Origin of the sequence: Pseudoalteromonas sp. 10-33, assembly GCF_001469195.1 — a bacterium.
GTDB lineage: Bacteria > Pseudomonadota > Gammaproteobacteria > Enterobacterales > Alteromonadaceae > Pseudoalteromonas.
The window spans coordinates 62,206-85,216 of the sequence record NZ_LOFI01000005.1 but is presented as its reverse complement, the minus strand read 5'-3'; the positions used below and the strand labels follow the sequence as shown (position 1 = coordinate 85,216).

General features: G+C 37.6%; 19 protein-coding genes and 2 pseudogenes. 10 read left to right on the top strand and 11 right to left on the bottom strand.

The window, feature by feature from the left end; translation table 11 throughout:
• Positions 1–45: 45 nt before the first annotated feature.
• Both ATS76_RS05800 and ATS76_RS05795 read right to left on the bottom strand, forming a co-directional pair.
• Entirely contained in the window at positions 46–1,278 is a 1,233-nt protein-coding gene (locus ATS76_RS05800; protein WP_058551400.1) for a hypothetical protein, read from the bottom strand.
• Entirely contained in the window at positions 1,268–1,894 is a 627-nt protein-coding gene (locus ATS76_RS05795; protein ID WP_058551435.1) for a methylamine utilization protein, read from the bottom strand. The genes ATS76_RS05800 and ATS76_RS05795 overlap by 11 nt, the downstream gene beginning before the upstream one ends.
• A gap of 162 nt (positions 1,895–2,056) precedes the next feature.
• On the opposite strand from ATS76_RS05795, the gene ATS76_RS05790 reads away from it, so the two are divergent.
• On the top strand, positions 2,057–4,093 hold the full coding sequence (locus tag ATS76_RS05790; RefSeq protein ID WP_058551399.1) for a glycoside hydrolase family 97 protein: 2,037 nt from the start codon (positions 2,057–2,059) through the stop codon (positions 4,091–4,093).
• A gap of 62 nt (positions 4,094–4,155) precedes the next feature.
• On the opposite strand, the gene envZ is transcribed toward ATS76_RS05790, so the two are convergent.
• The gene (gene envZ / locus ATS76_RS05785; RefSeq protein WP_058551398.1) at positions 4,156–5,472 is read right to left on the bottom strand and encodes a two-component system sensor histidine kinase EnvZ; all 1,317 of its coding nucleotides are present in this window, start codon (positions 5,470–5,472) and stop codon (positions 4,156–4,158) included.
• Between the two features lie 5 nt (positions 5,473–5,477).
• Positions 5,478–6,197 (bottom strand): osmolarity response regulator transcription factor OmpR, encoded by a 720-nt coding sequence (ompR, locus tag ATS76_RS05780; RefSeq protein ID WP_006793806.1) that lies wholly within the window; start codon positions 6,195–6,197, stop codon positions 5,478–5,480.
• A gap of 194 nt (positions 6,198–6,391) precedes the next feature.
• On the opposite strand from ompR, the pseudogene ATS76_RS18965 reads away from it, so the two are divergent.
• Positions 6,392–6,532: pseudogene (locus ATS76_RS18965) on the top strand (transcription elongation factor GreB); the annotation flags it as partial.
• 384 nt (positions 6,533–6,916) lie between these two features.
• Here the strand turns inward: ATS76_RS18965 and ATS76_RS05775 are convergent.
• Genes ATS76_RS05775 through ATS76_RS19545 form a run of 3 tightly spaced genes read right to left on the bottom strand, consistent with a single transcriptional unit; the run spans position 6,917 to position 9,060 of the window.
• A complete protein-coding gene (locus tag ATS76_RS05775) occupies positions 6,917–7,321 on the bottom strand; it encodes a DUF6527 family protein (RefSeq protein WP_058551397.1) in 405 nt (134 codons plus the stop codon).
• On the bottom strand, positions 7,308–8,489 hold the full coding sequence (locus tag ATS76_RS05770; RefSeq protein WP_058551396.1) for a ThiF family adenylyltransferase: 1,182 nt from the start codon (positions 8,487–8,489) through the stop codon (positions 7,308–7,310). The genes ATS76_RS05775 and ATS76_RS05770 overlap by 14 nt, the downstream gene beginning before the upstream one ends.
• Complete coding sequence (locus tag ATS76_RS19545; protein WP_008465363.1) at positions 8,464–9,060, bottom strand: multiubiquitin domain-containing protein; 597 nt, start codon at positions 9,058–9,060, stop codon at positions 8,464–8,466. The genes ATS76_RS05770 and ATS76_RS19545 overlap by 26 nt, the downstream gene beginning before the upstream one ends.
• A gap of 474 nt (positions 9,061–9,534) precedes the next feature.
• On the opposite strand from ATS76_RS19545, the gene ATS76_RS05760 reads away from it, so the two are divergent.
• On the top strand, positions 9,535–10,428 hold the full coding sequence (locus ATS76_RS05760) for a WYL domain-containing protein (protein WP_058551395.1): 894 nt from the start codon (positions 9,535–9,537) through the stop codon (positions 10,426–10,428).
• Between the two features lie 163 nt (positions 10,429–10,591).
• Here ATS76_RS05760 and ATS76_RS05755 read toward each other — a convergent pair whose 3' ends face one another.
• On the bottom strand, positions 10,592–11,857 hold the full coding sequence (locus ATS76_RS05755; RefSeq protein WP_152995627.1) for a hypothetical protein: 1,266 nt from the start codon (positions 11,855–11,857) through the stop codon (positions 10,592–10,594).
• A gap of 242 nt (positions 11,858–12,099) precedes the next feature.
• On the opposite strand from ATS76_RS05755, the gene greB reads away from it, so the two are divergent.
• From greB to ATS76_RS05740, 3 genes are all read left to right on the top strand, one after another.
• Positions 12,100–12,570: a transcription elongation factor GreB gene (gene greB / locus ATS76_RS05750; RefSeq protein WP_058551393.1), complete on the top strand. Its 471-nt coding sequence runs from the start codon at positions 12,100–12,102 to the stop codon at positions 12,568–12,570.
• A 575-nt stretch (positions 12,571–13,145) separates the two neighbouring features.
• A complete protein-coding gene (locus ATS76_RS05745; protein ID WP_058551392.1) occupies positions 13,146–13,439 on the top strand; it encodes a hypothetical protein in 294 nt (97 codons plus the stop codon).
• A 146-nt stretch (positions 13,440–13,585) separates the two neighbouring features.
• Positions 13,586–14,164 carry a hypothetical protein gene (locus tag ATS76_RS05740; RefSeq protein WP_058551391.1) on the top strand — a complete coding sequence of 193 codons (579 nt, stop codon included), beginning with the start codon at positions 13,586–13,588 and terminating at the stop codon, positions 14,162–14,164.
• A 70-nt stretch (positions 14,165–14,234) separates the two neighbouring features.
• On the opposite strand, the gene gmtX is transcribed toward ATS76_RS05740, so the two are convergent.
• Genes gmtX through gmtY form a run of 3 tightly spaced genes read right to left on the bottom strand, consistent with a single transcriptional unit; the run spans position 14,235 to position 18,903 of the window.
• On the bottom strand, positions 14,235–14,846 hold the full coding sequence (gene gmtX / locus ATS76_RS05735) for a gamma-mobile-trio protein GmtX (protein ID WP_235590914.1): 612 nt from the start codon (positions 14,844–14,846) through the stop codon (positions 14,235–14,237).
• Positions 14,843–17,587, bottom strand: a complete 2,745-nt coding sequence (gmtZ, locus tag ATS76_RS05730) for a gamma-mobile-trio integrase GmtZ (protein WP_058551390.1) — start codon at positions 17,585–17,587, stop codon at positions 14,843–14,845. Before gmtZ ends, gmtX begins: the two co-directional genes overlap by 4 nt.
• A complete protein-coding gene (gmtY, locus tag ATS76_RS05725) occupies positions 17,584–18,903 on the bottom strand; it encodes a gamma-mobile-trio recombinase GmtY (RefSeq protein ID WP_058551389.1) in 1,320 nt (439 codons plus the stop codon). The genes gmtZ and gmtY overlap by 4 nt, the downstream gene beginning before the upstream one ends.
• 106 nt (positions 18,904–19,009) lie before the next feature.
• Here gmtY and ATS76_RS05720 point away from each other — a divergent pair.
• The 4 genes and pseudogenes from ATS76_RS05720 to ATS76_RS05705 form a co-directional block, all read left to right on the top strand.
• A pseudogene (locus ATS76_RS05720) lies at positions 19,010–19,351 on the top strand (GreA/GreB family elongation factor); the annotation flags it as partial.
• Positions 19,352–19,461: 110 nt separating this feature from the next.
• Entirely contained in the window at positions 19,462–19,767 is a 306-nt protein-coding gene (locus ATS76_RS05715; protein ID WP_058551433.1) for a hypothetical protein, read from the top strand.
• 52 nt (positions 19,768–19,819) lie between these two features.
• Complete coding sequence (locus ATS76_RS05710) at positions 19,820–20,401, top strand: CBS domain-containing protein (protein WP_058551388.1); 582 nt, start codon at positions 19,820–19,822, stop codon at positions 20,399–20,401.
• Positions 20,402–20,567: 166 nt separating this feature from the next.
• Positions 20,568–22,892 (top strand): Tex family protein, encoded by a 2,325-nt coding sequence (locus ATS76_RS05705; protein ID WP_058551387.1) that lies wholly within the window; start codon positions 20,568–20,570, stop codon positions 22,890–22,892.
• Positions 22,893–23,011: the final 119 nt, after the last annotated feature.

Genomic DNA, 23,011 nt, shown 5'->3' with positions numbered 1-23,011 from the left:
CGCCTATTACAAATTAAACCTAAAATTGCAGTAGGTTGATAAAACCTAAAACTTCCATTGCGTGTTAATCATCACTTGCTGCTGCGAAACTCGCTGCTGTAACCCCATTGCAGCTCTATTGTCTATAAAGCTTTTTAGTGCTGAGCCTTCAATACCTAGTTGACCGTATTTGCTAAACGCGTAACGCCATGAGGCTGTTAACCCTTCGCCATCGCTTGCATTTGGGTCAAATACTGTCGTGTCGTTATCGGTCACCTTAAAGTAGTCGTACCGTACCGATACTCTATGTTTACCTTCTTTATGGCTTAACATTAAATAATGACTATAAAAGGCGTTATCTATTAATTTGTTATGCCCCATTTCGGTTTTACCCGTTAATACCTGCGTTATAAAACGCGTTTTATTATTAAATTTATATAACCAAGCAGCGCTGGTAAAGCGTGTATGCCATGCATATTGCCCAGAACTAATGTTAAGTTTAGTCGGATCACCGTTATTGTCGTAATAATAAACCCTAAATTGTGACTGTTTTAAATAATCCCAGTGTGCACCTAGGTAATAGCCAAAGCGCCCATCAACTTCTTCAAACGGTAAAACCTGGTTTGCCTGCCAACGCAGTGAAAAGTCATCAAGTGCCGCAACGGGTGCAAACCTAATACCTTCGTTAAATGTAGTTTGCCTATCGTGCATGGCAAAACCGCGCCAAGACAGCAGCGTGCCTGTAGGGTCGTTACCTTTAAATGTTGCCCCCACTAAACTAAAACTATGCGGGCTGTTAAAACGTTTAGCTGGGCGTTTTATTGTTACCTCTGCGCCAACGGTTCTAAGCTCTTCACCAATCCAACTATTAATTGCTGAATTGGTATAGTTATAAGGAGATGTCCAGCCAATATCTGGGTTCTCTAACGACATTAGCGGATAAAAACCACCCACTCTCACATGCCACTTATAAGCACTACTGGTTAATGGTTTATATGTAAAATAGGCTTGTGTTAAACCTAATCCTACATCAGGGTCCTGATTAACGTTTAACACCCCATGAGCAGACCAACTTGTTGCTAAATCGGCGCGCACATCAATAATACCTTGCGATAACAACACGCTATCGCTTTTAGTATTGTGCCGGTATAAGCCGGTGCCTCCGTCTTGAAAGCTTTTTAGCGCATCGCCTTGAACTGCACGTACTTGTAGCAGCCCCTTAACCTGTGCACTAATTGATGCGCTAAATAAAAACACACCACTTATAACCGCATATTTAAGCATGTGGTTAATAATCATCAAATTCATCCGTAGCAAAATCAAAATGCTCGGTTATCGCTTGTTTAATTTTATATATAAATGGAGCTTGCCCTATGGTGACTTTTTTAGACTCAACATGGCTTATATCGCCAAACCCTGAATGCCATACATTAAGGGTGTACTCACCTGGCTCTGCGCTTAAATTTACATGTCCGCGGTTATCGGTAATAGCAAAAATAGGGCTATCAACAACCACAATATAACCAAGCATCCAGTCATGAATATTACATCCCAACTCAACAACACCTGTTTGGTCAAACACTAATGGCGCCTTGGGTTGTTCCTTATATAACTTTAATTCGAACGTTTTTGCCTCAGAAAACGAATACACATGATGCAAAATTGAATCGGCGTTCGGAAATTCCACTTTTGCATTTTGTGGTACAACTAAAATGCGCGGTGTAAACTCCCTATCTCTTTGCACCATAGAATAAAGCGTATCTACTTGGCTGGATTGACTAGAAAGCACCTCAGAAGTCAGCCACACCACGGCATCAGCCATAGGCTCGTTTTTATTATTGTTAACCGTGATAGAAACCGCTTGTGCCTGCCACGTTAACAGCATGGCAGTCATTAACGTTAAATATTTGAACATCATCTTACTATTCTTATTTTTCAAATTATTTACAGTATAGACCTATTAGGTGACTTATTTCTTTCTATTTTATTGATAAATGAATACGTATGTAGATATTCGTATTTGTTAACAACAGCCTTTATTCTGATAAGTCACACTGACACAGTAAGGATCTCTTAAATGAGAACATCAGCACTTTTGCTTTTCGCTTTTTCGGGCAGCTGTTTTGCACAAACAGCCATATTACAATCGCCCAACGGCAATATTAAAATAACTATTTCTGACGAATTAACAACCCCCAGCTATTCAATCGACTTTAAAAACAAACCGGTTATTAATAGCTCCGCGCTTGGGTTTAAATTTAAACAACAAGCCCCTTTTAGCGAAGGCTTTAAAATAACCCATACACAAAAATACACACAAAATACACAGTGGCAACAACCCTGGGGCGAGCGACAAATCGTTACCGACAACCATAACGAAGTTGCTGTTACATTTAAAAAACCACAAGGCGGCGTATTTACCGTTAAATTTAGAGCCTTTAACAACGGCGTGGGCTTTAGATACGAACTACCCAAGCAACCCGGTTTTGAAAATATAGAAATCACAAAAGAACTTACCGAATTTGCCATTACCGACAGCCAAAGTGCAACAGCGTGGTGGATCCCAGCCCGAGGCTGGAACCGTTACGAATATGTTTATAACACCACCCCAGTTAACGACGCCCCCTTAGTACACACCCCTTTTACATTTAAAAATAAAGAGGGCGTACACGTTAGCATTCACGAAGCAGCCCTTGTCGATTATGCAGGTATGACCCTGAACCAGCGTCGACCAGGTGTTTTTCAAGCCGATTTAACACCATGGTCTGACGGCATTGCAGTAAAAAAGCAAGGCGCATTTAATACACCGTGGCGTACTATTCAAATAGGCAGTAAAGCGGTCGACCTGATTAACTCGGATATTATTTTAAACCTTAATGAACCAAATAAATTAGGTGATGTTTCGTGGGTAAAACCGGGTAAATACGTCGGTATTTGGTGGGGTATGCACATAAATACGCAAACATGGGGCAGTGGTGAAAAACACGGTGCTACAACTCAAACAACCAAATACTACATGGACTTTGCCGCAGAATATGGCTTTGACGGCGTGCTAGTAGAAGGATGGAACATAGGCTGGGATGGCGACTGGTTTTTTAATGGCGATGTGTTTAGCTTTACACAACCCTACGACGACTTTGATATTGAGGAGCTTACCCGCTACGGTAAGCAAAAAAGGGTGCAGTTAATTGGCCACCACGAAACCTCAGGCAACGTAACTAACTATCGCAATCAAATGGAAGATGCCTTTGCCCTTTACGAAAAGTCAAACGTAAGCCAAGTTAAAACGGGCTATGTGGCCGATGGCGGAAACATAAAACGCATAGATGAAAACGGCGTTGCCCGCCATGAGTGGCACGACGGTCAATTTATGGTTAACGAATATCTTTATAACGTAAAGCTCGCTGCTAAACATAAAATTAGTATTAACACTCACGAACCTATAAAAGACACTGGCCTGCGCCGTACCTACCCCAACTGGATTGCGCGCGAAGGCGCACGTGGGCAAGAGTTTAATGCATGGGGCACACCGCCTAACCCGCCAGAGCATATCCCTATGCTTGCGTTTACCCGTATGCTGGCAGGGCCAATGGACTTTACTCCCGGTATATTTGATATGGGCTTTAATGGCTTAGGCGATGATACAAACCGCCCACAAACAACGCTTGCCAAGCAACTTGCACTTTATGTTGTGCTGTATAGCCCGATTCAAATGGCTGCCGACCTACCTAAAAACTACTTAGCTAAGCCAGATGCATTTCAATTTATTCAAGATGTACCAACCGATTGGCAGCAGAGTATTGCGCTTGATGGCGAGGTGGGCGACTTTATTGTATTCGCTCGTAAAGAACGAAAACGCGATAAATACTCAGGAAACGATTGGTACTTAGGTGCAGTGACTGACGAAAAAGCCCGCACCATTGAGGTAAAACTCGACTTTTTAGAAAAAGGTAAAAAGTTTGAAGCGCATATATACCAAGACGGTAAAAACGCCGAATGGAAAAACAACCCGTACGATTTAAACATCGAAAAACGCATGGTGACCGCTAACGACAAGCTAACACTAACACTTGCCACCAGCGGCGGCACTGCCATCCGCTTTAAAGCACTTTAAGCTTCACGGTTATATCAGTTTTACAGATATATAAGTGTTACAAATAGCAAACTCTGCACAGGTTACTGTGCAGAGTTTTGTATTTTTATAGGCAGATAAATTTGTGCACTTAAGCCGCCTTCAGGTCGGTTTTCAAGTTTTACTTTGCCATCGTGCATATCAACAATGCGCTTAATAATAGCAAGGCCTAGGCCACTGCCCTCACTGCCTCGCGCAGCATCACCTTGCTTAAACGGTTCAAATACCGACTCTAATTCACTTTCAGGAATACCTGGGCCGTTGTCGTTTACAGCAATGACCACGTATTTCTTATTGGAGTTATAATAACTAAGTACCTCTATATCGCCGTCAGAATAACGAATGGCATTTTCAATCATGTTAGTTACAACACGCTTTATAGCCACGCTGCTGAGCGGAATACTCTCTATACTTGGGTTACTTTTAAAGGTTATAGAACGCTGATGCTTTAACTCGCAATTAACGACTTCACCCACTAACGCGTTTATATCTTCACAACTGAGTTCTTCGCGTTTGTGGTGACGTAAATATTCAATAAACTGATCGATAATACCGTTCATGTCTTCAATATCGTAAATAATCCCTTCGCGAAGATACTCGTCTTGGTCGCTCATCATCTCGGTTGCTAAACGAATACGTGTAAGTGGTGTGCGTAAATCGTGAGATACACCCGCCATAAGTAAACGCCGGTCGTTTTCAAGGGCAGCGATACCGCGCGACATTTGGTTAAACGCACGCGTTACTTCTATGACTTCAGTAGAGCCTTCTTCTTCTAGCTTGGAGCTAAAATCGCCTTTGCCCACTTTTACAGCCGCTTGTTGCAGTGCTTTAAGCGGGCGGTTTAGGTGGCGTGCAAATAACCAACCACCTAAAACACTCAAAAAGCCAATACTTGATAAGTAAAACGTTAAAAATTCGAGGTTGTTTTCTTGATACCCTGAAAGCGGAATTTTAACCCAGTAGCCAGGCGCTTGCGGAGCCTCTATCCAATAAACGAGTGGGCCAGTTTGCGTAATACGCACCCGCGCCGAGCCATTTAACTGCGCAGACATACTACGTGAAAGCATCGGGTACTCACGGGTTTGACCAAGCCCTTGGCGCATGGCTTCGCGCTGGGTCATGACATCAATACCGGTTATTTCAAAAAACTTTTCTGATAAGTCGTCGTTTATTTCTATACCGTCTTCCCAGTCAATAAAAACAGTTTTAACTTGCTTAGCAAGCATTAAGTTAACTTGCTCTATGGTGGGTTTTACAACATATAAACTGACTGTTACATAAGACACAACTTGGTTTATAAGTAATAACGCCGCCACCAAAAATACAGTTTGCCCAAACGCGCTACGTGGAAAAAATCCCATAAAAACTACTTTTCACCGTCAGGAACAAACACGTACCCTAAGCCCCACACAGTTTGAATATAACGCGGGTTAGCCGCATCAATTTCAATCATGCGGCGAAGGCGCGACACTTGCACATCAATACTGCGCTCTAGAGCACTGTAATCTCGACCACGCGCTAAGTTCATGAGTTTATCGCGGCTAAGCGGCTCTCTTGGGTGTGACACAAGCGCTTTAAGTACGGCAAACTCGCCACTGGTTAGCGATATTGTTTTATCGCCTTCGCTCATTTCACGAGTGGCTAAATTAAGCGTAAATTTACCAAAGGCAATTAGGTTTTCTTCTGCGGCGGGCGCACCTGGCACTTCTTTAGCGCGGCGGCGTAATATGGCTTTAATGCGCGCAAGTAACTCACGAGGATTAAATGGCTTTGGAATGTAATCATCTGCGCCAAGCTCTAAGCCAATGATACGGTCGACTTCGTCGCCCTTTGCGGTGAGCATAACAATAGGGATTTCGTTTTCTTTTTGGCGTAACCTACGGCAAATAGATAAGCCATCTTCACCGGGAAGCATTAAGTCGAGTACCATTAAGTGAAAGTTTTCTCGCTCTAAAAGCCTATCCATTTGCTCTGAGTTTGCAGCGGTTCTTACAATAAAACCTTGCTCTACTAAATAACGCTCCAATAAGCTACGTAAGCGCATATCGTCGTCTACAACCAATACTTTTGTCGTTTCGTGTCCCATTACCTGTTTCTTATTTTTATATCCAATTAAGTATTAATATAAATGAAAAACCAAATAATCAAAAACTAATTACGGCCTTAGATTGTTACTGAACATTTCAAACAACAATAATGGCTGCTTTAAACACTTTAAGCTCGACAAATTTTTCTAAGTTTATTACCGTGCCCATCATTGAAGCTAATAATTAAAAGTCGATGAAAACAAATTTAATTACCCGTGAAGGCTATTTGCAACTGCAACAAGAACACGACCACCTGTGGAATGTAAAACGCCCTGAAGTAACAAAAATAGTTAGCTGGGCAGCAAGCTTAGGCGATCGCTCTGAAAACGCCGACATGTAGTTATAACCCCACAAAATATACTATTTTATTTTAAAGCCAATAAAAACAATTAGCTGAATATAGTACACATACTATACTCTATACTAAATTACCGATATATGAAGCAATATACTTTCAGATAGTGACTTACTATTGGTATTTAATAAGCAATTCCACACTCAAAAAATAAGTTTCATGTCTGCAGATTACGGTAAGCGGAGCCCTATCAATATAACAAGCTACAACCACTTAAGTAATACTATGAGGAAAATTTTACTTTTTACAAAGTCATACTGTGTTTTTTATATATGGCTGACTACACAAGATAGGATTAACAATAATTTTGATATGAATGGGCCTTAAAGTAACTTTAGAGCCCATTGAGATATGTAAAAGTGACTACTTGTAAATTCTCAATAACCTTTTAATCCAGCTGATAAAACCTAACTTTGCAGTTACCTCTTTAGTTTTATTTTCCTGGAAGTGTAATTGCTTATTTAAAGAGTCTTCCTTTCTATTATCGCTAACCTGTTGTTTAGTCCAACTCTGGCACCAATCAACACGACCATTACGTATAAAGTAATGGGACTGACATTTAAAAGACCAATTACCTATTGAAGGTGATAACGAGACATTGTCTCCATCAAATGTTATTTTCCAATCAGTAGGGCTAAAGGGTGTTACAACCTCTTCACCACAACCGCAACAACATTTATGAATAGCAGTACCATAATTCATCGAAACATATAGAATGCCTGGCGATATATCGTCAGGCATAAACTCAACAAACTTATGCCGCAACATAATCACTACCTAAAAGCATATTGGCATTTATCGTATAAGTACTATCGTGTTCCTCGTCATGATCATGGTAAATCCCGCTTAACTTCTTCCACTTGATAACGGCAAAGCTCGCATTTAAGCTATTCAATTCGGGTAATTGGATATTGGTTGTGTATTCATTTTCATCGCTATTAATAAATGATACATTTTTTGATAAATGATCGTGCTTGTCTGGAGTTGCAGCCGTAGTTCTCAGTATTCCCGACAACTTATCATTATCTTTTTGAATACCAATTCCGACATCAATAAATGAAATTTTCATTTGAGTTAAATGATTAAAAATTAACTCTTTGATAGCTCCATTATCAACACTAATAAAAACAAAATCATATTGATGAAGCTGTGTAATATTCTCGCTTGTAATATATTCAGCATGAGCGAATATTCCTGATCGCATCTGACTATACTGAGCGTTAAAGTGATCAACTTTTTTTCTTCCCTGTTGAAGATCTTCTAATGCCGTAGCACCAGGGCACCTGAAAGCATTATGCTGTACAAAGTCATCACCATCATAAAGATGAATCTCTTTAACTGGGGTCTTGGCAACCAAATCTAAAATATACGATCCTGTTCCACCCAAACCGATTATCGCGATTTTCTGATGCTTTACTTTAGATGTTATTGCAGCGATACCGGCTCTGCTTGCATTGGTATCCAGATAATTAAAAACTGTAACATCATCACTTTTTGATGTTACAGGTTTATACGGATTGGATTTAACTGTCCCATCAATCGATTTTGCAGGAGCTGAAACAATTAAAATATATCGAGAGAATTTTTCGTAATAGTCTGAATAACCTCCTTGAGGTTTATTCGAGAAAGAACGATCGGAAATAATATTTCCTGTTAAATTTTCTCGACAGGTCGTATGTTTAATCTGCACAATTTCAGAACCATCAATATTGCATGGTTGTTCACCTGAAAAATGCATTACATGAGTTGTTGGCTTACCTGCACAACCTGATTCTATAGTTAAAGAAGTGATCATCGTTCCATACTGAATTTCCTTATTACTATTAACATAAGGAATATCATGTACTAAAACGTGAGTATCTCGTATTTCAAGACTAAAGCCTTCATCAGAAAGCTTTTTTAAATCGGGACTAAGATTTATCAGTTGATGTGACATTGATAATCACCCCCGATTTAATTTTTAACTCTTCACCTAATACTAAACTGCCCTGATGCTTATCTACCGCTTTTTTATAAGTCATAGTATAAACTGTGCGATCATTATCAAGATAGCTACCGAAAGCCAATTTAATGATATCTATGAACGAAAGTTTTTTCTCTCTCACAATTTTTGGGCGGCCGTTAATGATAATGGTAATTTCATTTTCTGGCTCTGATTGATTATGTTCAGTTGTAGAATCTATTATTTCAGCGCTAGGTGCATTGACCATAACTGATTCAATACCATTGTCACGGCCTTGTCTTGACTTGTAGGTTTCACTGCTACCAATAACTTCACCATTACCGGCAACCAAGTTAAAGTAGTCTTCTCCATTTTTAGCTACTAGTAGCTTAAAATGCTTGAGGTTTTGTGAGTTTTCTTTTACTGACGCAATACCATTCAAGCAACTTGCTTTAGTAGTATATCCTTCGCTATCTAAAATTATTTCGCCGTTTCCAGCTTTAAGATGGAAATAGTATTCATCATTTTTTGTGCTTTGAAATAGCACGAATTTAGCTTTGCGCATTTTAAATGCCTCATTTAATAAAATTAAATAAAGACACAAGTTGAAATGTATTACCAAATAGACTAAATTCAGCCTTCCAAGGTTTGGTTAAACATTCCTAAGTGTGTTCTCTATGTGATTGCATACTGGTTACTTAGTGGCGTTCCCGCGCCATTAAGTAACACCCTAACTTCCAGAATTTCATATAAAATCCATTCATAAAGTTATACATCTTGCATTCATCCTACAAGGATTGCTCTTGCCTAAAACACTACATTTAGTGTCAAAACAAAATTAACAACACAACATGTAGTATTACAGTACATTAAGATCTTAACATTGGCAAGAGGATCTTAAATATACTCATCGCTAATTATACATGTAAAGAAACCTAGATCAACAGAACACATCCAATAATTACACGTGTTATTTGCTGTTTGTTGGGTTATTCACTATAATAACGCATGGAAATTATTATTTAATGGATAATTAATAATGAATAACTCTATGAATTACCTTATGCTTCAATCGGTTGTAGGATCTAATGCAGAAAGAATTGCATTTATTGATTTTAAATTAAGGTTTACTGGGATTGTAAAAAGAAGTGACTTACTTGATGAGTTTGATCTATCTGATGCAAGCGCATCTAAATTAATAGCTCAATACAGTGAACTTCGACCGGATAATTTAGAATATGATAGAAGCCAAAAAGTTAATAGTATTCGAACTGAGACATACCAACCATTAATAGAAATTAGTGTAAATATAGCTCTTGGAATGCTAACCCACGGCTTCAACAAAAATAAACTTTCTCGTAACCCATTTTTACCTTATTCAAGAATAGGTGTAGTTCCGGACCAAACTGACATTGATGATGTAGCAAAAGTCACTCGTGCTATGTTTAATTTACATGCTATTAGCTGTACCTATCTATCTGCAAATAGTGATAAGCATACACCTCGTCCTTTAGTTCCATTAACTATTTTAAGTGATGGAAAAAATTGGATCTTTAGGGCTTACGATAGAAGTGAAAAAGAAAAATATGCCTTCAAAAACTTTAATTTCTCACGTATAGATAAAGTTGAGAATATAAATGGTGAAGCTAAGTTGCAATTACCTTATGAATCATTAGCTCAAGATCGCAATTGGAATTTATCAGTCCCAGTAATACTAACAATACACCCTAATTTAAATGATAAGGCAAAAGAAAATTTACGCAGTGACTACGGAATGAAACCAGATCAAAATGAATTAATCATAATGGAAAAGGCAGCATTAATTTGGGTTATTACTAAACAATGGCATATAGATACTAACGAATCTACATCAGATGATAAATATTATAAATTTGCCTTAAAGAATAGAGATATGCTATTGGATTATATATGATTTCATCTATGTTAGCTTATAAAATGAAATTGTAAAACTTTGGGTTTTGTCATGATTTTCCTTACTTTTATCTGACTGTTAACTTATGATGCCTGACCGTAAAGTCAGGGTAAAATCACGAGGGGGATATGTCTTTACTATCCCTCATATAGTTAAATAATCATCACTTAGCTTCAACCCTGAGTAACTCTGTATTAAGGTCTGCACCTGAAATCCAATAATCAAATATTTCATTAGTGTTCAATAAAAACCAGTTAAAGTAATTACCACAAAAGTGACTGCTAACTAAAGATTCGAGCGGAGATGTTTCAACTGTATCTGGTAATCTTTTTGTATATGTGAGTGACCAACCTCTATCTGAAGCCATAGTAAGATAATCGTCAAACAACTTAGTGAACAGCTTATTTGCTATGTATATTGGTGTATCTCGGCTATGAAGCTTTGCTGCCACCTTTTCCGCATTTGAGTATATACAATAGCAAATGGCAAGAAGCGAATGATTCTTTGCACAATGATTAAGTAACCCTTCTAACTTCAAAGAGCTCTCAATATGGATTCGAAACTCTTCGCTTACCCAAGTAATGATGTTATAAAAGTTGTTTAGTCTTATATCATTTATCAGTATGCGGAGCTCTTCAATATCGCTTTCTTTAAACTTTCGAGAGCATATTTCAGAATACAATTTTTGTTGAAGCTCAGCGGATGATTCAAATTCATTTGTATAGCGCAGATATATACCAGGGCTAAACTCACTATCACCTCGCTTTACCTCTGCTGGAGCCCAAAAACTTGTTACTCGATACCGATTGTAATTTAATTGATTATTAGCTTGAATAACCTCATCAGGAACCGAATCAACTATAGCCAACACACCTTTCGATTTAAGGCTTCGTATGTATTTTATATCGACCTCATCGCAACCAGTTAAATGTAAAGATTCAGGGTTTATTCTCAACGGTTGCTTATCCGCTGAGTGATATTCAGTAAGTAGTATAAACAAGCATAGCTTTTCAACGTATGTTAAAGACGAAAAACTGTAGTCCGATTGCAACATCTTGTTTTTGTAGGCGTTAATAATATCTAATGACTCTTTTTTAATTTTCTCTACCGCTATCATTTCACAACGGTCACATGTATAGGATGTTTGTTTTAACCTAGACAAACACACATGTCTTGATGAAGTAGTCATTTTTGACTTACAACTGTCACATATAAAGCTAGGATGACAGCAACTAACACTGCTCTTTTTTTTAATTAAATTAGCAAGATTTCCAACATCACTTTTATAGATCTTATAGAGTTCGTTATGCTCTTTAACTGAATAAGTGAAACTCGGTATCTCAGAGCTTGCTAGGCTCCAATACTCATTAATTATTATAATCTCACGCTCATTTACTTCTTGCTCATAACAAATGTATAAATCAGTCATATTAATTTCAATGTATTAGATCAATGAACTGAGGTTAGTTGAACTTTTACCTAAAACCCAAATAATAGAGCGGAATAATATTCCTGTTTTTCTGCACCCTCAGACTTCTTTTACTAGAGCAATACATGCAGTAGAATGATTTGGTAAAAACGGTGTGATAACAATAAGGTGGAGAGGTATAAAGCCTTCTTTATTAAATTGTTGTCATTAATGTTCGAAATTAACTATTTGAAGAGATTGGTGTGAAAACAAACTTAGTCACTCGCAAAGGCTTTAACCAATTAAAAGAAGAACATGAATACTTATGGGAAAAAAAACGTCCTGAGGTGACTAAAATAGTCGCTTGGGCTGCTAGCTTAGGAGACCGTTCGGATAATGCTGACTATACCTTCAATAAACGCTTACTAAGGCAAATAGATAGAAGAATTAGATATTTAAGAAAATGCTTAACTGATCTTCGTATTATTGATCCATCTCCCCAACAATTCGGAAAAGTGTTTTTTGGTGCTTGGGTTGAAATTGAAAATGAAAACGGAGATATTAAAAATCTTCAAATAGTTGGACCTGATGAGCTCTATGAAAGAAAAGATTGTATTTCAATCGATTCACCTATGGCCCGAGCACTTCTAAAAAAAGAGGTAGATGATGAAGCTATTGTTGATGCCCCCGAAGGCAAAACAAGCTGGTTTATTAATAAAATAAAGTACGAATAGTCAAAGCATCTTTTCACTACAAACTCAAGCTAAAAACACTCAAAGCCAAAGCGCAACATGAGCTTGCTGAACTAAAATAAATATAAAAGAGCTATTGACTTTTAAAACTTGACATGTTGACTTTAAACATATACACTTAGAGATTAAGTTATAATAAAATTAGTTGGGTTGTGGTTAAAGTTTCTAAATTTTTTAGGTTTATATAATTAGGTAGGTTTTAATTTAATAATCAATAAAGTTCGATTTATAAAATCGAGAGAAGATGTAACAACAAACCAGCTGGTTTGGCTTTAGGCCTTACCAGTTTTTTTCGTGCTTGTAACTAATCTTAATTGACTAGTTACACAACAGCGGATACGAAATATTTAGACACCATAATAGTACCTATGAATTCTGGTATTGTCAAACATCTATGAGGAGGTCGATATGTAAGTTTTAAGAAAGAAAGAAAAAAGTAATGAGAAAACTAGCGAGGTAAAACCTCAACTTTTAATTATTCAACAACTTGGAATTTCCAATATGAATTTTTATACACATGAAGAAATTAATATGTTCATACGACAAAGGAGTACTATATGCACGAAAATGAGAGTAATAATAACAAAAACGGAGAATCAAATGATTTAAATTCAGGTCAAATATCACTTAAGACAGCTGATACGAAATATTTAGACGATATAAGTATTAGTAAGTCGTGGGTGCTTTTGAGGCTAATTAATCTATCGCTGGCTCTTACCGACCCTACATGTATTAGTTTAACCGTGTGGGTAACTAAGACAACTACTGATTTAGTCGCTAACAGAAATAGCAAAAGACCTAATCGAAGCGATTGGATTGGTTTAATTAGAAAACTTTCTGAGCTTTTATAGCTTTTTGTAGCATCACCATGCAGAACTTGCACTACTTGGTGATGCTACGACAATAAGATATAACAAACACTATCCATGGTCTTAGGCCATGGGTAGTTATCAGTAAAAAATGAACAGAGTATTATTACTCTACCTAAGGATTACTTGTGCAAAAACCTGATATCGGATTAATATTTGAAGAAAATTTACCTGATGAAATTTTCAGGGAGTTTGAAATTGGAGTAAAAGCAGATGGTTTAAAAATTATAGTTGAAACTAGAGAACCTATGGGCGCAATGATGTGCGCTGAATGGTTTATCTTTCCTACTATAATGGCATACATTGCTAAAAGCTATTTTGATGTTTTTCTAAAAGAAATGGGTAAAGAGCACTACTCACTGCTAAAAGATAAGTTATCAAAATTGACCGATAAGGCTATGTCAGAACCTAGAATTGAGCCAACTTTATTTGCAACAGAAGGGAAGATAAGCTCTAACAACCCATTTTCACTTGCGTGTTCAATCCACGCCGAGGCTGAAAATGGAAAAGTATTCAAGTTATTACTTCCAAAACATAATAATAACTCCAACTACAAGCTGATTGTTGATAGATTTATGGACTTTATATCTGATTATCACTTGGGGTTGCAAACTTTAAACTCAATAGGCTGTCCGTGGGAAATAGAGGATCTCACTAGCGATATGATCTTTGTCCATTACAACTGCGAAACTAATGAAATAGAATGACTAAACCATAAAGATTACAAATAAACAGACAGGCAAATTAGATTTGAGTGTGTACTTATAAATATTGTGACTATAAAAACTCTAAAGCTTTTTTTATAGCGTCAAGGGTAGCCGCTTTAAAAACTGCCTGCTTATTTTCATCAATAAGCTCTCCATAATCGGTTGACGTTAATTTCCATTTGCTTTGAAAGCTATTTGATAATAAGTATTCTAATGCTCTGCGCTCTTGAGTCGATAGTTTATGCTCAGAACCAAGCCCAGTAGACTTGTAGTCATAAATATCAATTTTAAGGTTTGGTGGAATAATTTCTTGTAACTTTTTTCGAGTCGCAATTAGCTCGGAAGCTTGAATTTTTGCTAGCAATCGATGCTTTGGATTGTTTATTTCATCTATCCAATCCAACTCTTGATGCTTTTGCTTACCAAGATCTTTTACTGGGCTGCTCTCTGCAAATGATGCAATAAGTGCTCTATACTTTTCACCCGATTTATTACGAATACTTTGCGCTTTTGGAACCCCTCGTTGAGTGCCTAACTTTGATATTGTAGAAATAGAATAGTCATCAACACCTCTTTTTCTTTGCTCCATACAAACCATATAGATTGCTTCGAGGGTTTCACTAATCTTAGCAGAGCAACCTTTTTGTAATTCAGTTAGTAGATCTTCAGGTGAAATACTCATAACTCACTATTAATTAACGTATTATTCTTATTAATAAATTCGATTTCAGACTTTGAAATCTGTTCATCACCAAAAAGGTCTGAGAGCTTAATATCACAATTAATTACACGACTAACTTTTGACCATGTTTTTAAACGAGACTTTAAAAGGCGCGCTAATTGATTTCCAGCGTGCAATTGTTGCTCTTCTGTGAGTAAGAATAAGCCGGGAGATATTTCATTGAATACAGCCATTTTATCCAACTGTTGAGATCTTGGAATTATGGCATGCGATGCATTGGCCGACTCATAAATCGTTGCATTTTCGCAAACCTCTTGAAGTTGCTCAAATGAAGATGTCTCTTCTAAAGATATCTCTATTTCTGAATCACTCATTTTAACTAGGGACAAGCTGTCTTTTTGATTAGCTATTGATTGTGTCATTTTAATTAGCTTGTAGGACGACTGTAAGTCACATAAAAGCATATCCATTTTTTTTGCTGCACTTTCATATTCTGACTCAGTTTTTCTTATTTTTAACTCAAGAATTTTACGCTCTGATAAGTCAATTTTTTCATTTTTTAAATTAGCTACATACTCTTGGCGATCTAATTCATCTAAACTTTTCTCAAGCATAGTAATTTTACTTTGTAGCTTTGTGCATTGAGATGACTGGGTGTTAGAGTGAAATAATATTTCATTAGTGATGGATAGCAACCCACCAATAAATGCGGGGCCTGTAATAAAATGACGACAACGAAGACAATTTTGCGTCCCTAGATAACCAGATGGAGCCGGTACACGTAATGATGTTCCACTACCATTAAGTTCTCCGCCATCTTCACAACGAGTCGCGGCATATGGGCAGATACCATAATCCCTGAAAATGAAGTTCCCTGCTGGAATAGAATTTGTTAGTGAATTTAGTAACTCTTCATTATTTGATACCAGCTCATTTTTTACTTTCTCTATTTTATTTTGTTCAATTAAACTCTGAGTGGCGTCAACCCTCGTTTTTAATGCTTCTTTCTCGCCCTGCTCTAGCCGCTTTCTAATATCACCTTGCGTAATTTTGCAGTAATAAATAGACATTACAATTGATGAGTGCCCCACAACTTTCATAACTATTTCAATAGGCATCCCCATTTCCATGATATAAGCCGTTATAAGGCTCACACGCATTGAGTGAGGGGTATATTTAGACTTATACTGATTTAACGTTGTTTCCTTCCCTGATAGCGTTGCAAGCTCTAAATTTGATGGTTGAACATTATAGAGTGCGGCAGCTAACCTTGGTGTTAGCGAATTACCAACACTTTGTGGCTCAACATCCTGATACGCCCTAAATAAAAAACAATTTATTCCTTTAGCCTTAAGTTGCAACTCATTTAAATTTGTTCTTTTACAATTAGACCAGTTCGTAGGGTTATCTATAGGATTATATTTTTGCTGCCATTTACGAAGTTTTACTAACCAATAAATAAGGTCTTCAGGTATCCAAGGTATTGAATAACCTTGACCATTATTACTTGTTTTGTTTGTAGTGATAAACATCCCTGCGTTATCGTCAGGCATTCTTTTGATAAACGCTTGGTTTTTTGTTAACCCAGAAAAAATAGATTTATTTTTTTCCCAAATTATTTTTCCATTCTGATCAACATTTGCTATTACATCATCTGCTTCACCTGAATCATTATATGCAATCTGACGACCCCGCAATGGAACTTTTGTCAAAGTAAACGTATGCAACCAATTTATTGGAGACCACATATAAAGCTGATCTCCAATCTTTTTTATCACGCAATCAGGGTCACTTCGATCTACTTCCTTCGATGATACTTTCAGCCAATCAGCATCAAATTTTTGCAAATGCTTTAGGTCTTTAAAAGTTTTTGCATTAGCTGGAATTATCCACTCTTGGGCCTTTTTAACAAAGTAATACTGCAAGCAAGGTTTAGTTGATTCAGCGCGCTGCGGAGACATCACACTTGCTGAATTTGATAGAAGCGATAAAGGATTTCTAGCATCCATTACTCGAATGATCTCGCCAGTCTCCTCATCTTCACTAGTTAGATCGTTGGTAATCACAAAGTCTAAAAATTCATTCACTGCAATTATCAAGTTACGCCGCATATTATCGGTATTCAACTTTTCTAATTCTTGCTTTAAGGGTCTGATATTAACCTTTTGCTTTGTAAGAAATGCTTCTGGAGTTAAGCTTTTATCGTGTTTTTCTATATAGATTCGAACGAATCGACAAAGCAAAGAGTTTTTAGAACCTCCGCCTAATGCTTGGGTCATAAATTCTTCTATTTTTACAGCCCAAGCTATATATGGTTTTGCAATAAATTTTAAATTGTAAGGCTCTTTTTTACCTAAAAATTTAAACCAATTTTCCCATTCACTTTCCCATACCCCCTGTGGGTCATTTGGTATTTGAGGGTCATCTTGCTTTTTAACAAATGCCCTGTATTCCTTTTGTGATTGGAGAGCTAATGGCTTAAGAATATTCTTTAATTTGTCATATGAATAAAAATCAGGGACATCAAATGTATCTTTATAGCTTACCCACTCATCCTTAAAAACTCTCTCTGGATGTGCAACTAGACCTGGTATGCTTTTATAATTTTCTAAATGTAGCCTTGAGTTAGTGATACCGTTGCTTTTGCATATTGCTTTGTATTCATCCAATGTTTTTATTGATACTGGTATATTTAATGGAGGATTTGAGGTCAGGCTTGAGTTACCTTTACGCTTACTCATTTGATCTCCCTCATCTTATTACGAATATCTTCTGATGTTGGTTGTATATATACCAAGCAGGATAGAGAGCTCTTATGATGCATTGCTTTTTGAATTTCAACTTGGCTTAAACCAAGCTTTCGTGCTCGATAACCATATGCATGTCTGTGTCCATGTTCAGTGGTTCCGAGTTCTTTTTTGGCTTCAAGCCCAATTTTTTTAACCGCTCTTTTATGAATCCGCTGAAAGTTTTTTATCGTTTCAGGCGTTCCTGTGGAGTTAGTAAATGCAAATGGGTGAGTATCTGTTTTTGCCGGCTCTACACGTTGATATTTTAGATAGTTAGCCCAAGATATTAAAAACTCTTTTGCTTTTTCCGGTGGATTAAATATCACTTCAAAATAACCATCTTTATTTGTGAGTAAAGGTGATTTCCAACCCGCATATAATCTTTCCGATAATCGGTATGAATTTCTTGGTTTATAAGAAGTGCTTTCGAGTAAGTATTCTCGCCTATTTGCAAAACTACTATCAGGTGAGCGACCTATTTCAGGATGATAGACCCTAACTAATGCTTCATCTTGATATATTGGATGTAAAGTTATATCTGAAACATAAAGATGAAATAGCTCACTTTTACGCAACCCACCATAATTTAATAACATGGTCATAGCTTGAGATTTATAATCTGGTGTTGAGTCTTTTACCATTCCAATATAAAGAAGCTTTTCAAAGTGATCATCGGGGAATTTCATCGCTTTTTCATTATTGATTTTAGGCTCTAATAACCGATCAATAAACCTTACTCTCTGTGCGTTAAAGGCAGCGTCTTTTTGATTAGATAAGTGATTTAAGAACACATTTGCATGCTTATGATAATAAGCACACCAATTTAACCTTTCTTCATAACTTGTTGCTTTTCTAAAGGGGTTTATCCTTGATGAGTCAAACCCTTCCTGTAAGGCCAAAAAATCAGAGTAATGCGTTATATGAAATAATATATTATTTGCATCTCTAGGCTTTCTCGCCTTCCAATACAATCCAAGTTCATCATCCATTTTTTCATAATCGATTGTTCCTACAAGTAGCGCTTTAGTAAAGCCTTTTAATAATAAAGTTGAGCTTTCAAAGTTAGGTACGGCATCAATATATGTGAGTAGAAGCTTTAAAGAAAATATCGAACGTTCTTTCCAAGATTCGCTTTTAGAGCTGTACCACGCAAGGTATCTAATATGTGATATCACGACACCTTTCTCTGTATAAAGAGCTGGTAACTCACAAACACTACCAGTCTCTCTGTCATGATACTTTACGTTTATTTTTTGGATATATGCCATACTTTTTATTATATAGTATATTTACTTTTACTTAATCTTAGCTCTCTTTTAGTATCTAGCAAGTATCAAAATAGTGATTTTAGTATGTATTTGGGTGGGGTTCTAATATCAATATAATAAGCGATTGCTGCGCCAAATAGACCGACGCGTTCGTTATTTACGAAAGCGTATTCCCGATTTAAATATTATTGATTACTCCCCCGTGCAAGACGGAAAAGTATTTTTTGGTGCGTGGGTCGAAATAGAAAATGAGCAAGGCGACATAAAAAAGTTCAGAATTGTCGGCCCAGACGAAATTTACGACAGAAAAGACTATATTTCTATCGACTCACCCATGGCCCGGGCACTGATTAAAAAACAAGTTGATGACGATTTTGTAGTAATGACACCGCAGGGAAAAAAAGAATGGTACATAAACTCAATTGAGTATCAAAAAACGGCTAAGTAGCATTTGATTCAGATCATATTAACTTTTGATTGTTTAAATTATGGCATTAGGCTATATATAAATAGCTCGCACATAATTTTAATGTGAGATTAGCAAAGGTTGTAATGGTTATGTCAAACGTAGTACAGCGCATATTTAGTAATGCCGTATTGCTTGCACTTTTTATGAGTGTGAGTTTGACTTTGCATGCCAGCAACCAACACACCAACCTAGAACACCCAACCGTTTTAAATAATTTAATTGCCCTAGATATTCCCGATCAGGCAACCCCTGACTTTGACGAAGATTCATTTGTTGATGTCACTTCCCTTAAGGCAGCTCAACCACTCCCTAAAGGCGCTCACTCTTTTTACAAGAGTTCATCTTTTAGTAGACCGTTTAGCACTGCGTACCAACGTGGGCCCCCTGTTATTTAATTTAATTTATTACTTTCAATTTAATTAAATTTTTAACTAATAGGTGGATATTATGTCTAACTTTAAAGAATTACGTACTCAAAATGTTTCTCATGGGGTTATTGCAAAACCATTTGCTGACAATCAACCGTTAATCGATTTAGCCTCACCCGCTTTAAAAATGGTGAATAACTTTACGCAAAAAACACCTGTTCGAGCACATCACGAAACAACAATCGCTGATGCGCTTAAACAAACGAGCAGCCAGCAGTCTGACTTTGTATTAGTGATAGATGATGACCACAAGCTAATAGGTATTGTTTCAAGTGCTGATTTACAAAGCGCTAAAATTACTATTATTGCTCAACGTTTAAACACACCACGAAATGAAGTAAGCCTTCGCCATATAATGACACCAATAAACCAGCTAATGGGTGTCAGCATGCAAAGCTTAAGTTATGCCTGTGTGGGCGATGCTTTGCAAACAATGGAGCATCAAGGGTCGATGTTTTTATTAGTCACAACAGCTAATAACGAAATATGTGGATTAATTTCAGCTCGCCAAATAGCTAAAACATTGCATATTCCGCTGCATATTAGCCCAATTGCCAACTCGTTTAGCGACGTACTAGAAAGCGTAGACCACCCTCATTAGAGGCTGTTTTATCGCTTAACTGTCTCAACTAAAGCAACCGTCTTAAAGCAAGTTAAATAGCTTGCTTTAAGAGCTTTTTATTACAACTTCATGTGATATTATTCAAGCAATTAGCCGACCCAGATATTTATTTCTGGTCTTATTTTTTGTTTAAAAAGGTTTTTGCATGAGCGATATCTCTGCACGTTTAGCCAGTGAGCTAAATGCACAACAACAACAAGTTGTTGCTGCAACAAAATTACTTGATGAAGGCGCAACAGTTCCCTTTATTGCCCGCTACAGAAAAGAAGTCACCGGCGGTTTAGATGACACTCAATTACGCTTGCTAGAGCAGCGCTTATCTTACCTTCGAGAACTTGAAGAACGTCGTAGCTTTATTTTATCGACCATTGAATCTCAAAAAAAGCTCACCGTAGAGCTTAAAGCCGACATCACTAGCGCGCAAAGTAAAACAGAACTCGAAGATTTATATCTTCCCTATAAAGCAAAGCGCCGCACCAAAGGCCAAATAGCCATAGAAGCAGGCATAGAGCCCCTAGCCGATGCGTTATTTACCGACGCGAGTTTAAACCCTGAGCAGCACGCTGAGCAGTACATTAATGCCGAAAATGGTTTTAATGACATAAAAGCCGTGCTTGATGGTGCTAAGTTTATTTTAATGGAGCGTTTTGCTGAAGATGCAAAATTACTCGCTAAATTAAGAAGTCACATAAGCCAAAACGGTGCAATCCAAAGCACAGTAATTAAAGGTCAAGAACAAACTGGCACTAAATATCGCGATTACTTTGATCATCAGGAGCTACTTACTAAAGTTCCTTCTCATCGTGCATTAGCCATGCTGCGAGCTCGCAACGAAGGCATACTTCAATTAAATGTGAACCCAGAGCCAAGTTCAGAAAACCCCGCTCAACTTTGTGCAAACATGATTGCACAGCACTACCGCTTAAATATTACCGACCAAACAGCGAGTGCTTGGCTTTTAAGCGTGGTGCAATGGGCGTGGAAAATTAAGCTAGGTTTACACTTAGAAAACGAGTTTTTTGCAGCCATGCGCGAAAAAGCAGAAGCAGGCGCTATTGATGTATTTGCTAAAAACTTAAAAGACTTACTAATGGCGGCACCTGCAGGTCCACGCACAACACTTGGACTTGATCCCGGTTTACGTACCGGTTGCAAAATTGCTGTTGTAGACAGCACAGGTAAACTGCTAACTACGCAAACTATTTTTCCTCATGCCCCGCAAAACCATTGGGATAAATCACTGCGTACATTAGAGCAACTTTGCCGACAACACAAAGTAGAACTGATTGCCATTGGTAACGGTACAGCGTCGCGCGAGTCAGATAAATTGGTTGCTGAGCTAATGAAAGCAAATACCGAGTTAAAACTAAATAAAATTATGGTGAGCGAAGCGGGTGCGTCGGTTTACTCGGCATCTGAATTTGCAGCTAACGAATTTCCTGACTTAGATGTATCTTTACGTGGCGCGGTATCGATTGCACGTCGCTTGCAAGACCCGCTTGCTGAGCTTGTTAAAATAGAGCCTAAATCAATTGGTGTAGGCCAATATCAACACGATGTATCACAAAGCCAACTGGGGCAAACACTCACCGCGGTTGTGGAAGACTGTGTAAACTCGGTAGGTGTTGATTTAAATATGGCGTCGGTTCCTTTACTTACACGCGTATCAGGATTAAACAAAACCTTAGCGCAAAACATTGTAAATTACCGCGATTCTAATGGGTCATTTTCAAAACGCAGCGAGCTGAAAAAGGTTGAACGTTTAGGGCCGAAAGCATTTGAACAAGCTGCTGGTTTTTTACGAATAAACAATGGCAACGACCCGCTTGATAACTCATCAGTTCACCCTGAAGCCTACCCTGTTGTTAAGCAAATTTGCGAAAAGAACAACGCAGAAGTAACCACGTTAATAGGTAACAGCGAATTTTTAAACAAGCTTGTTGCTAACGACTACACCAACGAAAAATTTGGTTTACCTACGGTTACCGATATTATTGCTGAACTTGATAAGCCGGGTCGCGATCCACGTCCAGAGTTTAAAACTGCTGAGTTTAAAGCGGGTGTAGAGAAAATAAGTGACCTAAAACCAGGCATGATTTTAGAAGGTGTTGTATCGAACGTTGCTAACTTTGGTGCATTTGTTGATGTGGGTGTTCACCAAGATGGTTTAGTACATATTTCGGCGATTACTAATAAGTTTATATCTGATCCTCGCGAAGTAGTTAAAGCGGGCGACATTGTAAAAGTTAAAGTAGTAGAGGTAGATGCCTCGCGTAAACGTATTAGCTTTACCATGCGTTTAAATGACGAAATAGACACCAGCAACAAACCAGCCCCGGTTGCACAAAAACAACAGCCGCGCACTAGCAACGCGCAACCAAAGGCAGCTAAACCTAAACGCGATAGCGGTAATGCGGTTATGGGTAACGCGTTTGCCGATGCATTTGCGAATGCCAAAGTAAAAAAATAGCAGGCCATATAGCTTGTTTAGCTTTTAAGTAAAAACTGGAAAGCGCTCTACGCTTTAAAATAAAAAAAACCGCGAAAGCGGTTTTTTTATTCAATTCAAATCAGTAAGCATTAAAAGTA